Origin of the sequence: Duganella phyllosphaerae, from assembly GCF_001758785.1 — a bacterium.
Taxonomy (GTDB): Bacteria; Pseudomonadota; Gammaproteobacteria; order Burkholderiales; family Burkholderiaceae_D; genus Rugamonas; species Rugamonas phyllosphaerae.
Genome location: NZ_LROM01000072.1, coordinates 40025 through 53250, shown reverse-complemented (window position 1 = coordinate 53250; position 13226 = coordinate 40025). Strand labels below are relative to the sequence as shown.

17 protein-coding genes are annotated in these 13226 nt (G+C 62.4%); 12 read left to right on the top strand and 5 right to left on the bottom strand.

Annotation, left to right across the window (positions count from 1 at the left end):
- The first annotated feature begins 3 nt into the window (after positions 1-3).
- From DUPY_RS09345 to DUPY_RS09315, 8 genes are all read left to right on the top strand, one after another.
- Positions 4-792: a 2-keto-4-pentenoate hydratase gene (locus DUPY_RS09345; protein WP_371851771.1), complete on the top strand. Its 789-nt coding sequence runs from the start codon at positions 4-6 to the stop codon at positions 790-792.
- A complete protein-coding gene (locus DUPY_RS09340; protein WP_070247554.1) occupies positions 789-1226 on the top strand; it encodes a RidA family protein in 438 nt (145 codons plus the stop codon). Before DUPY_RS09345 ends, DUPY_RS09340 begins: the two co-directional genes overlap by 4 nt.
- The gene (locus DUPY_RS09335; RefSeq protein ID WP_070247553.1) at positions 1226-1774 is read left to right on the top strand and encodes a 3-hydroxyanthranilate 3,4-dioxygenase; all 549 of its coding nucleotides are present in this window, start codon (positions 1226-1228) and stop codon (positions 1772-1774) included. The genes DUPY_RS09340 and DUPY_RS09335 overlap by 1 nt, the downstream gene beginning before the upstream one ends.
- Entirely contained in the window at positions 1771-2778 is a 1008-nt protein-coding gene (locus DUPY_RS09330; RefSeq protein WP_229255306.1) for an amidohydrolase family protein, read from the top strand. The genes DUPY_RS09335 and DUPY_RS09330 overlap by 4 nt, the downstream gene beginning before the upstream one ends.
- Positions 2779-2794: 16 nt before the next feature.
- Positions 2795-3754, top strand: coding sequence for a LysR family transcriptional regulator (locus DUPY_RS09325; protein ID WP_070247552.1), 960 nt, complete (start codon positions 2795-2797; stop codon positions 3752-3754).
- A gap of 121 nt (positions 3755-3875) precedes the next feature.
- Entirely contained in the window at positions 3876-4457 is a 582-nt protein-coding gene (locus DUPY_RS27520) for a hypothetical protein (protein WP_141749485.1), read from the top strand.
- 57 nt (positions 4458-4514) lie between these two features.
- Positions 4515-4949 carry a hypothetical protein gene (locus DUPY_RS27515; protein WP_084640634.1) on the top strand — a complete coding sequence of 145 codons (435 nt, stop codon included), beginning with the start codon at positions 4515-4517 and terminating at the stop codon, positions 4947-4949.
- 10 nt (positions 4950-4959) lie between these two features.
- Positions 4960-5394 (top strand): type 2 periplasmic-binding domain-containing protein, encoded by a 435-nt coding sequence (locus tag DUPY_RS09315; protein ID WP_070247551.1) that lies wholly within the window; start codon positions 4960-4962, stop codon positions 5392-5394.
- Positions 5395-5621: 227 nt separating this feature from the next.
- Here DUPY_RS09315 and DUPY_RS09310 read toward each other — a convergent pair whose 3' ends face one another.
- The 5 genes from DUPY_RS09310 to DUPY_RS09290 all read right to left on the bottom strand — a co-directional run bounded on the left by DUPY_RS09310 (position 5622) and on the right by DUPY_RS09290 (position 9852).
- The gene (locus DUPY_RS09310; protein WP_070247550.1) at positions 5622-7067 is read right to left on the bottom strand and encodes a carbohydrate porin; all 1446 of its coding nucleotides are present in this window, start codon (positions 7065-7067) and stop codon (positions 5622-5624) included.
- A gap of 39 nt (positions 7068-7106) precedes the next feature.
- On the bottom strand, positions 7107-7511 hold the full coding sequence (locus DUPY_RS09305) for a RidA family protein (protein WP_070247549.1): 405 nt from the start codon (positions 7509-7511) through the stop codon (positions 7107-7109).
- Between the two features lie 39 nt (positions 7512-7550).
- Positions 7551-8051: a VOC family protein gene (locus DUPY_RS09300; RefSeq protein WP_070247548.1), complete on the bottom strand. Its 501-nt coding sequence runs from the start codon at positions 8049-8051 to the stop codon at positions 7551-7553.
- Between the two features lie 86 nt (positions 8052-8137).
- Complete coding sequence (locus DUPY_RS09295) at positions 8138-9613, bottom strand: sodium:solute symporter family protein (RefSeq protein ID WP_070247547.1); 1476 nt, start codon at positions 9611-9613, stop codon at positions 8138-8140.
- Positions 9610-9852: a DUF3311 domain-containing protein gene (locus DUPY_RS09290; RefSeq protein WP_229255305.1), complete on the bottom strand. Its 243-nt coding sequence runs from the start codon at positions 9850-9852 to the stop codon at positions 9610-9612. Before DUPY_RS09290 ends, DUPY_RS09295 begins: the two co-directional genes overlap by 4 nt.
- 345 nt (positions 9853-10197) lie before the next feature.
- Here DUPY_RS09290 and DUPY_RS09285 point away from each other — a divergent pair, with 345 nt between their 5' ends.
- The 4 genes from DUPY_RS09285 to DUPY_RS09270 are packed head-to-tail and all read left to right on the top strand — an operon-like array spanning position 10198 to position 13225.
- Positions 10198-10734 carry a helix-turn-helix domain-containing protein gene (locus DUPY_RS09285; RefSeq protein ID WP_070247546.1) on the top strand — a complete coding sequence of 179 codons (537 nt, stop codon included), beginning with the start codon at positions 10198-10200 and terminating at the stop codon, positions 10732-10734.
- Between the two features lie 58 nt (positions 10735-10792).
- Positions 10793-11722, top strand: a complete 930-nt coding sequence (locus DUPY_RS09280) for a dihydrodipicolinate synthase family protein (RefSeq protein ID WP_070247545.1) — start codon at positions 10793-10795, stop codon at positions 11720-11722.
- Between the two features lie 2 nt (positions 11723-11724).
- Positions 11725-12933: an NAD(P)/FAD-dependent oxidoreductase gene (locus tag DUPY_RS09275; RefSeq protein WP_070247544.1), complete on the top strand. Its 1209-nt coding sequence runs from the start codon at positions 11725-11727 to the stop codon at positions 12931-12933.
- Positions 12926-13225: a (2Fe-2S)-binding protein gene (locus DUPY_RS09270; protein ID WP_371851769.1), complete on the top strand. Its 300-nt coding sequence runs from the start codon at positions 12926-12928 to the stop codon at positions 13223-13225. The genes DUPY_RS09275 and DUPY_RS09270 overlap by 8 nt, the downstream gene beginning before the upstream one ends.
- Position 13226 lies beyond the last annotated feature (1 nt).

Genomic DNA, 13226 nt, shown 5'->3' with positions numbered 1-13226 from the left:
ACCATGAATACGATGAGCACACTCGATATTGGCGCGCTGGCACGCACCCTCGACGCCGCCGCCACCGACCGGCGCGCAATCGATCCTTTATTGCCTGAGCATGGATTCACGCTCGATGAGGCCTATGTCATTCAGCACGCCTCGATTGCTCTTCGTCACCTGCGCGGCGAACGGCCCATAGGCATCAAGCTCGGGTTCACCAGCCGCGCCAAGATGTTGCAGATGGGTGTGGACAGCCTGATCTGGGGTCTGCTGACCGACGCCATGCTCTACGAGGAAGGGGGCGATATTGATCTGGCCGACTTCATCCACGCCCGCGCCGAACCGGAATTGTGCTTCCTGACGCGGCGCGACATCGACCGCCCGCTGACGCTGATCGAAGCGGCCTCCTATCTCGACGGTGTGGCGCCTGCGATCGAGATCATCGACTCTCGCTATCGCAATTTCAAATTCGGCCTCGAGGATGTCGTGGCAGATAATTGTTCCTCTGCCGGCCTGGTGGTCGGCGCCATGAACCGACTGGACCGTAGCATGCGCAATTGCGGTGTGCACGTGCGCATCAACGGTCGCGCAGTGCAGATGGGCAGTACCGGGGCGATCCTGGGCGACCCGTTGCGCAGCGTGGTCCATGCTTCACGCCTCGCTTTCGGCGCCGGCATGGTGCTGCCGGCGGGATCGCTCATCATGGCCGGCGCCGCCACTGCCGCCGAAGCGCTCAGTCCAGGCATGCATGTGAGCCTGGAGATCGCCGGCCACGGCGGTGTCGAGTTCTTCACCAAGGGCGCGCAATGAAGGCGCGCGCCACCCTCGTCGCGGGCAAGGCGACACCGCGCGGCGCATTCCCGCACATCAAGCGTGCCGGCGACTTCCTGTTCGTCTCCGGCACCAGTTCGCGCCGCCCTGACAACAGCCTTGACGGTGTCGAGGTCGACGCCCTGGGCACCACCGCCCTCGACATCGCGGTCCAGACCCGCGCGGTGATCTCGAACATGCGCGACATCCTGGCCAGCGAGGGAGCCACCCTCGACGACCTGGTCGAGGTATCGACCTTCCTTGTGAACATGAACGATTTTGGCGGCTACAACCGGGTCTGGGCCGAGTTTTTCGACGCCACCGGGCCGACGCGCACCACCGTCGCGGTGCATCAGTTGCCGCACCCTCATTTGCTGATTGAAATGAAAGCCATCGCGTTTCGGCCGCTGGCCCTGTCACAGGAGAACGAATAATGTTCAAGTACGGAAAACCACTCAATTTTGCGCGTTGGCTCGATGAGCATTCTGACTTGCTCAAGCCGCCCGTCGGCAATCAGCAGATCTGGCAAGATGCCGATCTGCTGGTCACCGTGGTCGGTGGTCCGAACCGACGCACCGATTTTCATGACGACCCGCTGGAGGAGTTTTTCTACCAGTTCAAAGGTGACGCTTACCTGAACATCATGGACCGGGGCAAGCTTGAACGTATCGAGCTGCGCGAGGGCGATATCTTCCTGATGCCCCCGCACGTGCGCCATTCGCCCCAGCGTCCGGAGCGCGACAGCCGCTGCCTGGTGGTCGAGCGCCAGCGTCCTCCCGGCATGATCGATGCCTTCGAATGGTATTGCGCGAACTGCGCGAACCTGGTGCACCGCGCCGAGGTGCAACTGCACAGTATTGTTACTGACCTGCCGCCGCTGTTCGAACGGTTCTATGCGTCCGTGCCGTTGCGCACATGTCCGGCCTGCGGCACGGTCCATCCTGGCAGCGGCGCGCCGGTCCACGAGGGAGCGACTTCGTGAACGGCGCCAACCCCCGCATCGATATCCACTCACACTTCTTTCCACGCGTCTCGCAGCAGGATGCGGCGGGCTACCACGACGGCAGCGCGCCCTGGCTGCAGATCGATGACGGCGGCGCTACCGGATCGATCATGGTTGGCGACAAGGCGTTCCGGCCCGTGTACCAGGCCCTGTGGGATCCTGCTTTCCGGCTCGAGGAAATGGACCAGCAAGGGATCGATATCCAGATCGCTTGCGCCACCCCGGTCCTGTTCGGCTACACGTGGCAAGCTGCGCAGGCCGCCGACTGGGCGCGCCGGATGAATGACCTGGCACTCGAATTTGCGGCGCACAATCCCGACCGGCTCAAGGTCATGGCCCAGGTGCCGCTGCAGGATCTCGAGCTGGCGTGCGAAGAGGCCGATCGGGCCATGCGCAGCGGCCACGTTGGGGTCCAGATCGGCAATCACCTGGGCGACCGCGATCTCGATGATGCGCAGCTCGAGGCCTTTCTGACGCACTGCGCCCACCAGGACATTCCGCTGTTTGTTCATCCTTGGGACATGATGGGCGGCAACCGTATGAAGCGCTGGATGCTGCCGTGGCTGGTGGCCATGCCTGCCGAGACCCAGCTGGCGATCCTGTCGCTAATACTGTCCGGTGCGTTCGAGCGTATCCCGGAGAAGCTGAAGATCTGTTTCGGCCATGGCGGCGGCAGCTTCGCCTACTTGCTCGGCCGGGTCGACAACGCATGGAAACATCGCGATATCGTGCGCGAGGATTGCCCGCGTTTGCCATCGGAATACGTCAAGCGCTTTTTCGTCGATAGCGCGGTGTTCGATCCCGGCGCGCTGCGCCTGCTGGTCGACGTGATGGGCGATGACCGCGTGATGCTGGGTTCGGACTACCCGTTTCCCCTGGGCGAGCAGAAGATCGGTGACCTGGTGTTGTCGAGCGAGCTGAGCCTTGATGCCAAGCAGCGTATCTTGCACGGAAATGCGGCCAGTTTCTTCAACCTGGAGTAGAAGGCAGGAGTACGTCATGGACGTGTTGCCGATTTCAAACGTGACGCTCAGCCGCAAGCTGAAGTTTAACCAGTTGATGATTTTTGAGCTGGTGCTCGAGTCTGGCTCTTTCGTTCGCGCCGCCAACGCCATGGGCCTCACCCAGCCGGCCATCACGAAGGCCATCTACGATCTCGAGTCGTTTTTCGGCGCGCCCTTGTTTGAACGCTCCAACCGTGGCGTGACGCCAACCGAGTTCGGCGTGATGCTCGGCCGGCGCGTCAAGTCGATCATTGCCGAAACGCGTTACATGACCGAGGAAGTCAATGCCTATCGCAACGGCGCCGCCGGTCACGTGATTGTCGGCACATTGATTGCGGCAGCCGCCAAACTGTTGCCGCGCGCGCTGGTGAAGCTGCGTCAGGCCGCCCCTGGCGTGCAGATCACCGTTCGGGAAGGGACCACCGCGCATCTGTTCCCTGCATTGGCAACAGGTGACCTCGACATCGTGGTCGGTCGCCTGCCCGAGCAGGAACTGCCGCTGGCCCATGCCTTTCCACTGGTCCACGAGGTACTGTACGGTGAGTCATTCTGCGCGGTCGTCGGCAAGGGCAATCCGCTGGCATTGCAAGCCGGTCTGCGGCTGGCGGACCTGATGCTGCAGGACTGGATCTTTCCGCTGCAGGAATCACCTTCCTACAATGCCGTGGAAAAGTTGTTTCGTGGCGCAGGGCTGGGGCTGCCAGCCAGCCACGTCAACTCGCTGTCCATGCTGACCAATATCGGCATGTTGTTGGAGACCCACATGATCGCGCTGATGCCGCGCGCAGCCGCGATCCAGTTTGTCGATTCCGGCCTGCTTCAGATCCTCGACTTGCCCGATAGTGCACATTTCGGCGATGTCGGGTTTTCCATTCGGGCGGACAAGGAAGTCAATCCTGCTTGCCGCAATTTCATCCATTGTCTGCGGGAAGCGGCGCTCGAAATGCTGGCCTAGCGACACCCAGCAAGGCGCTCGCCGCCTTCTAATCAAACCAATAATAATTAACGGAGAAAAAATGAATTCTGCATCCATCAGAAAGTCCACTCAGGGCGCGGCGCGCCTCAAAAGCTTACCCTTGGCGCTCATGTTGGCGGCCGGGGCGGCGCAGGCGCAGGAGGCAGGCGATATGTTCTCGTTCAGTGGCTTTGGCACCATCGGCGCGGTGCACTCGAACTCGGACCGGGGAGATTTCGTCAGCACCTTGTATCAACCGTCCGGCGCCGGCGTCTCGCGCAGCTGGGATATCAATACCGACACCAAGGCTGGCGCCCAGCTCAGTGCGCGGTTCAACGACCAGTGGTCGGCCGTGGTGCAGGTGGTGTCGATGTCCCGCAGCGACAACACCTTCACGCCGCGCCTGGAATGGGCTAACGTGCAATACGCGATCACGCCGGACTTCAAAGTGCGCGTCGGCCGCACGGCGCTGGCCATGTTCATGGCATCCGACACGCGGCTGGTTGGCTATGCCAATACCTGGCTGCGTCCGCCGGTCGAGGCGTACAACGACACCCCCATGACCAATCTGGACGGCGTCGATATCTCCTATCGCATGCGCTTCGGTGGCGTCACCAACACGCTGCAAGTATTTACCGGCGTATCCGATCTCAGTGTCGTCGACGGCGCCGGTAAGGAACTCAACACCAACCATATCCGGTAGGCGCGCGGTTTCGCCAACCTGATCGAGTCCGGCGCATGGACGGGCCGGTTCAGCTATATGCAATCGAACATCAGCTTCGATTTTGGCGGCGGCACCGTGTTGAACGTGCCGCAAAGTTCGACGGCCGTCGGCGTCGGTTATGACCCCGGAGCGTGGTTCGTCCAGGCGGAATACACCGGTGTCAAGCTGCCCGGTATTACGCCGTCGGGCTGGGGAGCGTATGTGATCGGTGGCTATCGCATCGGCAATTTTACGCCTTACCTCATTCATGCGAAAAGCTGGACAGCCAATGTTCGCGGGCTGAGCACGTTCGACCAGCGCACGACTTCGCTCGGCTTGCGCTGGGACGCGATGAAAAATATCGCTGTCAAGATGCAGGTTGACCAGATCAAGCCGGACAGCGACAGCAACGGTTACTTCATCAACGTGCGGCCTGGATTGAGCGGCAGCAATGTGCGACTGGTCAGTCTTGCGGTCGATTTCGTTTTCTAAAGGGGGAACCATGTCCGAACTTAAAAAAATTTGCATCGCCGCGATCGTATCGAGCACGATGTTCGTCGCGTTGCCGGCGCTGGCTGAAATTGTTGTCATCGTCTCGGCGAAAAGCGCTGCCACCGCGCTGACCGAGGAACAGGCGTCCGATGCCTTCCTGGGCAAGAACAACACCTTGCCGGGCGGTGTACAGGCCGTGCCGGTCGACCAGGCCGACGGAACAGCGCTGCGCGAACAGTTCTACAGCAAGGTGTCGGGCAAGACCAGCGCCCAAATGAAGGCGTACTGGTCCAAGCAGATCTTCACCGGCAAGGGGCAGCCCCCCAAGGAGGCTGGCGACAGCGCGGCCATCAAAGCGCTGGTGGCGGCTAATCCGAACATCGTCGGGTATGTCGATAAAAGCGTGGTCGATGCCAGCGTCAAAGTCGTGCTGACATTGAAATAATCGAGTCGCCGGGCCTGGCGGTCAGCACCCAGCTCGTGCTCGATGCGCAAAAATCGATCCATAGCACATCATAAAACGCCATAGCCAACGTATGGCCCTTGAAAACCACTGTTTTCTGCTACGTTTTACGCATGATTTACGCATCCGTTACGTAGGAGGTGCATCAGGATCTGCCAGCTCACGCAGTGTGCCCAGGACCTGCTCGCGCAAGTCGGGCAACTTTCGCGCTACTGCGCGGTTGGCAGCTTGAAGAGGATGCCGAGGTCGGCCGTTAAGCGCACGCCCAACACCAAGGTGTCCGGGATGTCCCGCGGATGGCTGGGCGTGATGCGTGAGTCAGGATTGACCAGGTACTGCAGGTTGGGCGCGACCGTGATGCCGGGTGCCAGTGCATAATTGTAGGCCGCCTCGAACACATAGCCATGTTTAGGCACGGTACCGGTGCCACCGCCCTTGGCCCGACTCTCGGACAGGAACTTGACTTCCTTGTTCGAAAACTTCAGGTCGCTGACGACAATGCCGAGGCTGTCGTTGTCGCGCTCGGCAAAAGTGCCGGTCTTGACCAGGCCGATCTTGGCCGTATATTGCAGCGGTTCGAAGTCGCCGCGGTTATACAGGAAACTACCGAACACGGCCAGGTTGCGCTTCGAGTCCAGGTTCGGGCGCGAAATGACTTGGTCGCCCATCACGTACACGCCGTTGTCGTGCCGGTGCGTCAGACGCGTGCCGCCGAACTGGGCATAAGACTGGCCCTGGGTATTGAGATAGACGTCGTTGCGCGGCGAGTCGAGATACCAGCCACCCAGGCGGATATGGCGCGGCATGGCATCGGTGGAAAAGTCCGTTTCATATCCGGTTTCCAGCATGTAGTTCTGGCCCGTGATGTGGCTCGAGCCGATGTCCCACAGGTGGGTGTTCGGATCGCCCATGGCTGGATCGATGGCGAACGAGCCCGCATGCACATAGGTCTGGGCAGTCGGTTTCCAGGTCACGCGGCCACCCCAGGTTGCCAATGGCGCCAGCGCCGTGCCGGACGATTGACTGAAACCGTACAGTGCGCCGCTGTGCGCATGGTTCTGGAACAGGCCCGCGAACGGCGACCTGGCAAAAGTGTTGAAGGCACCCAAGCGCCCAACCAGGAAGCTCAGGTCGTTCTTGTTCCTGAGCGAGAAGTTCTGCTCGTAGAGCAGTTCCAGGAACCGCAGAAAGGTAAATGGCGCATAGTTTTCCTGCGCCGACGTACCGCCGCCGATATAACTCTCCGTCAAGCCCTTGCTCTTGATACCGATCAGGCTGACAGACAGCTTGCCACCGCTCCAGCCCATCATCTTATCGAGGTCGATATCGGCGCCTCCCGCGAGGTACTGCGAGGTGGTGATACCCTGCTTGATGCCGCCCGACGGATTGCCGGCGACCTCCTGGCTATACAAAAGGTTGAAATACACGCCGCGATCTGCCAGCGAGGCCAGTATGCCATCCTGCGCAGGCGACCGGACCGCAGTCTGTGCCGCCGGCGCGTCGATGCTGGTGACCGGCATCGTGCCGGCACCCTTGGCCGGATCTTCTTGTGGCGCCACCTGCGCCCATGCCGAGCCGGCGCACAGGGCGCCCACCATCAGCGAGGTAGCGCGAGCAAGTTGGCCGCGAGGCAGTTTTTTTACGTTGACCATCATGTTGACTCCATCAGTGAAAAACAGGGAAGGGTGCGCGGCTCAGGCCAGCGCGGCGGTAACTTCGATCTCGATCAGGAAATCGGGCAGTGCCAGCGCAGCGACGCCGACGACGGTATTGGCGGCCGGCTCTGCATCGCCGTAGAAGGCGGCGATCTCGGCGCAGATCGGCGCCAGTTTTTCAGGCGTGTGATTGACGATATAGGTACGCATGCGCACCACGTCGGCCGGCGTGGCGCCAGCCGCAGCCAGCACTTGTTTCAGATTGGCCAGCGCCTGGCGCGCCTGGGCGACGACATCGTCGCCGCCGACCACGGCATACTGGCTGTCCCACGCCACCTGGCCCGACAGGTGCAGCGTGCGGCCCGGCTGCTGTTCGACGGCGTGTGAAAAGGCGAACGGGGTGGTGGTGTACATGGTGGCGGGGTTGATCACACGGCGGGTCATGGCGTAGCTCCTGAAAAGAGGGGGGGTAAAGACAAACGATTACAAGCTCGATGGGGTGTGCCGGCACAGCTCGAAAATATTGCTCCACGGGTCGCGGAAGTAGCGGAAGGACGAGCCAGCCGTCGGACCGCTGTCAAGTTCGATACGCTCCAGAACCGTGCAGCCGTTGTCGAGCAGCACGCCGGCCGCCTGTTCCAGGTCGTCCACTTCGATGCCCAGGTGATGGCTGCCGATATGATTGCCGGGCAGTGGCGCGGTGCTGCTGCCCAATGGCTTCTGGTATTCGAACAACTCGAGCTTGAAACCGTCGGGGAACTGCAACATCGCCAGGCGGATGCGCGCACCGGGTATGCCCAGGTGCGTATCGGTCCAGTCTCGGCCCTGTTCGTCACGCCCCATATCGGCCGCGTCCAGCGGGCCCATCGCATACACGGCGGTGACGCCGAATACACGGTTGTAGAAAGCGATAACGGGTTCGAGTTCGGCGACGGTCCAGGAAGCGTGGTCGATGCGGCGAAAGCTGATTAATGGCTGGTTCATGGCGTGACTTCTCCTGACGCTTGCGCGTCCATGGTGACGAGGTATGATGCGAGGGGAATTCTGAGGCGCACTGCGCCTCAGCGGGGTCAGGGCTGGGCAGCCTTTGGGCCCAGCCTGAGCGCGGCCTGGCCCGGTGCTTGCGTGATCAGGCTCACGCCGACCATCACGACGGCATTGATCGCCATGGCCAGCAGACCAGGCTCCCATTCGGGCAGCGTGGCGGACCAGTAGCCCTTGGCGAACGGCGCCAGTAGCGCGATGAAGCCGGCCACGATGCCGCAAACGACACCGGCGGCGCTGGCGCGGCGCCACATAAAGGCCAGGAACACCCCCGGCGCCAGCATGCCGATGGCCGAATATGCACTCAACAGTATCGACATCAGCGAACCTTTCTGCAGCAGCGAGACGGCCACCGCGATCACGGCAAAGACCGCCAGCGCCACCCGCGAGAGCAGCAAGCCATCGCGCTCACTGAGGTTCGGCACCAGGGGCGTGACCACGTTGCGGGTAAAAATCGAGCCGGCGGTCAGCAGCAGCACCGACCCTGGCGCCAGCGCCAGCAGGAAACCGGTGCCCGCCAGCAGTCCAATGACCCAGTCCGGATATTTGTTCGACACGAACTGCAGCAGGGCCGCATTCATATTGCCCTCGGGCGGCTGGGTACCGGCCACCAGTGCCGCTACGCCCAGCACGATAATGAAGAAGAAAGCGAGCGAATACACGGGCTGCCAGATGGCGTTGCGGCGGATCGCGGTCGGGCTGTGAGCAGAATACGAAATCTGGAACAGGTGCGGAAACACCCAGTTGCCCAGCGCGATATTGAGGGCTGAGGTGATCAGCCAGACGCTAGTCGTCGGTGCGCCGAGGTCCATACCGGGCAGTTTGCCGATGCCGGGATGCATGGCTTCAGCCATGCCGAAGATGTCGAGCAGCGAACTGGCGCCCACCTTGGAAGCGACCGTCGATGCAAGGATTACCACCAGCACCACCATCAGCACATCCTTGACGGCCGCTGCGAATGCCGCCGAACGCAGCCCGGCAAACAACACGAAAGCTACCATCAGCAGGCCAGCCAGGATATGCGCCGTCAGCGGCGAGATGCTGTCGCCAAACGTCAGCGACACCACCAGCCCCAGGCTCACCAGCTGGATCTGTACGTACACGATCAGCGCGCCGATGCCGATCAGGCCCGTCACCACGCCCAGCCAGGGCGCGTCATAGCGGGCGGCGAAAAAATCGGCCTGCGTCACCAGGCCGGCGGAGCGTCCCGCCCGCCATATTTTCGGCATCAGCACATAACCGATCGCATACGACAGCGACACCGAGCAGAACGCCAGGTAGGCCGGCGCACCGAGCGCCCAGGCGTAACCGGCGATGCCGAACACCGCAAAGGTGGTATAGATTTCGCCGGCGTTCATGAACCAGAACAGCAAGGTACCCATGCCGCGCCCGCCGATGGCCCAGTCGGCCACGGTCTTGTTTTTCTTCGCCTTGGCGCGGCCAAAGCCGATTGCGCCAACCACGGTCACCAACAGCAATAACAGGGCAATGGTGATTTTCATGGTGCAGCCGCTTCCAGTTGCGCCTGCATTTGCCCTTCAGTGGTGTCGATCGCTGCCATGAAGGCGCGCTCTTCCTCTTCCAGTCCGGCGCGGCGGTCCAGTTCGAACACCAGCGCAAACACCAGCGTGGATAACAGCACGCCTGCCATTTGCCAGACCAGTGGGAAGGGCAGTCCCAGCGGCTTGAATGCCACCTCATTGGCCAGCGGCGCGAACCCGAGCTGCCAGGCGAAAGGCAAGCACAGCAGCCATAAATGGCGCCGGCGAACGACCCTGGTGGGTGGGCTGAGTGGCGGAACATGTCTCATTGCAATAACCTCTTTCGTTTGGGGTTTATTTTTTTTGTGCAGCATAACTGCACATACAAAAGTTATTTTAAGCATTGAATCAAGTCAAGTTATTTAAATCAAGGCGGCAAAATACGGCCTAAAGTGGCATGAATAGGACAAAAAATGCTTTTCATCAAATAATTGACAAGCCGATTGGCAGATGAAATAATCCAAAACAGTGCAGCGTAAATGCACAAATGCCTGGGTGGTGCGGCCACAATGTCTGCGGCACCCTGTACCTGATGAGGAGTTCTAGTGATTGGTAAACGACTGCATGATTTGCGCGTGGCGCGCGGTCTGTCCTTGCGCAAGCTGGCGGAGATCGCCAGCGTTTCACCCACCTTGCTGAGCCAGGTGGAGCGGGACGTAACCGAACCGAGCCTTACCACACTGCGCAGTCTGAGCGCGGTGTTCGGCGAATCCATGTCGGCCCTGTTTGCCGACCCGCAGGCGCCGTCGGTCTGGCTGAGCCGACCGGGCGAACGCCTGACCTTGATGGGACCGAAAGGCGGTGTCAGTTATGAGCGCCTGACGCGCGGCAATGGCCAGATGGAAGTGCTGCGCGCCGTTTTCGCGCCGGGACAGTTTTCGGCGGAGGACCCGCTGCGCCACCCCTCGCTCGAATGCGTGTATGTGATCAGCGGCACGCTGACGGCCGAAATCGGCGGCACCACCTACGCGGTCAATGCCGGTGAAAGCATCACCTTCGACGCCCAGCAGCCGCACCGCTATACCAACCAGGGCGACAGCGATGCCGAAGTGATCGTGTCGGTCACGCCGCCGGTGCCGTAAACACCCCGTTCCGCGCCCCTGCCTTTTCTGATCCGCTTTTTAACTGTGAGTGAATGCCATGAACCGTAACGATATCAACTGGACCGGCTATATTCCGGCCATCACCACCCCTTTTACGCGCGACGGCGAGATGGCCTGGGATGACCTGCCCAAGCAGCTGGAATGGTATATCGAGCAGCGTATGCACGGCGTGGTCCTGGCCGGCACGTCGGGCGAATGGTTCAGCTTGAGCGAGTCCGAACGCGCACAGCTGTTTCTCGAAGGCGGCCGCGCGATCGACAAGCGCATCACGGTGCTGGGCGGCTGCAATGCCTATACGGCGCTGGAAGCCATACGCCACGCGCGCGCGGCCGAAAAAGCGGGACTGGACGGCATCCTGCTCACGCCGCCGCCATATATCGTGCCGAGCCGCCGCGAGTTGCTGCAGTTCTACCAGGACGTGTCGGACGCCACCGATATTCCCATCTGCATCTACAACTGGCCGCGCGGCTGCGTGATAGACCTGGACACCGACCTTCTCAACGAGTTGGCCGATATCGACCACGTGGTGGCCATCAAGAACTCGACACCGAACTTCGCCGGTTTCCTCGACGGCCTGTATGCCTTGAGTGACAAGGTGCGCTACTTTAACGTGCCGACCTCGGAATTGGGCGCCGACCTGGTGGCGCTGGGGCGTGGCGACGGCCTGATGGGCGCCGGCGGCGTGCTGGGCTCGGACCATCCGGACTTCTGGCGCCTGATCGAGCAAGGCGACAAGGCCGGTGCCGTGGCGCTGGGCGCGCGCGACCGCGTCATCATGAAGGCCTGGTTCAACAAGGATTTCGCCGGCAATTACGGCAGCGCCCAGGCCATCCTCAAGACGGCGCTGCGCCTGCGCGGTGTGCCGGCCGGCCATGTGCGCCGTCCGCTGCTGGAGCTGTCGGCGGCCGAAGTCGAGATGGTGCGCGCCACGCTGGAAAGCCTGGGCATCGCCACTCAGGCGGCGTAAGCATGCCAGCGGCCATCGTTCCGGATTCCCCCGCCTACGGGCGCATTGTCGACACCCTGGTGATCGGTGGTGGCCTGCTGGGCAGCGCTGTCGCCTACTACCTGGCCCTGGCCGGCAGCAGCGTGCTGCTGGTCGAAAAAGACCAGATCAACCGGCAGGCTTCCGGCCAGAATGCGGGCAGCCTGCATTTCCAGCTCGAATACCGGATGATCGAAAACGGCGAAGAAGCAGCGAAAAAGGCGGCCGAAGCGATGCCATTGCACCTGCATGCGCAACAGGCGTGGGCGGGCCTCGAAGCGGAGCTGGGCGCCAGTGTCGGCGTGGTCCAGCACGGCGGCTTCATGGTGGCCGAAACGCCGCAGCAGGTCCAGCGTCTGGCCCGCAAGGTGGCGCTGGAACAGCAAAGCGGCCTGGAAACACGCATGCTCGACGGCGACGAAGTGCGCCACCGCGCCCCCTACATGGGGCCGTCAATCCTGGCGGCTGCCTTCTGCCCGTCCGAAGGCAAGGCTGATCCGCGCCGCTGCAGCCTGGCTTACGCCAACGCCGCCGTGCGGCTCGGGACCGAACTGCGCACCAAGTCGGGCGTAGCGGCGATTGCGCGCGCGCGCCACGGCTGGACGGTAACGCTGGACGATGGCAGCGTGCAGCGCGCCGCCACCATCGTCATCACGGCCGGGGCCTGGTCCGGCCGTGTGGCGCAGATGGCAGGCACGGTGCTGCCTGTCAGCCCGGTTGGCCTGACCATGACGGCCACCGCGCGCAGCGCGCCCTTGGTGCGCCACCTGGTGCAACATGCGGGACGGCGGCTGTCGATGAAGCAGACAATCGAGGGCAATGTGCTGATCGGCGGCGGCTGGCCCGCGCGCCTGCATCAGCAGCACGGCATTATCGACCTGGAACGCAAGCCGGAACTGTTATTGACTTCCCTGGCCGGCAACATGGCCGCTGCCGCTGCCGTGGTGCCGGGCGTGGCGCACCTGCCTGTGCTGCGGGTCTGGACCGGCATGACGGCGCTGGTGGCCGACCAGCTGCCGCTGATCGGCGAGGTGCCGCGCGCGCCGGGCGCCTTTATCGCCACCGGCGGCTCGGCGTTCACCCTCGGCCCGACCTATGCCCGCGTGCTGGCCAACAAGGTGCTGGGCCGGCCCGATGAATTCGATGTCAGCCGCTATGACCCCAACCGCTTCGGGAGTTTGACCTTTGCTTAATTCGCGCCGCACCACGCCCCATCACGCCGCCGGCGCAGAACCGATGCGCCCCGCCGCCGTCACCATCTACATCAATGGCGCGGCAGCGCCGGCCTACCCCGGCGAGACCGTCGCCACGGCGCTGCTGGCGGCCGGCACCCACCGTTTTCGCACGACCCAGGGCGGCGCACCGCGCGCGCCGGTGTGCAATATGGGCGTGTGCTTCGAGTGTGCCGTGACGGTCGACGGTCGCCCCGGCACGCGCAGCTGCATGACCCTGATCGCCCCCAATATGCATATCGAGACCGTCTGAC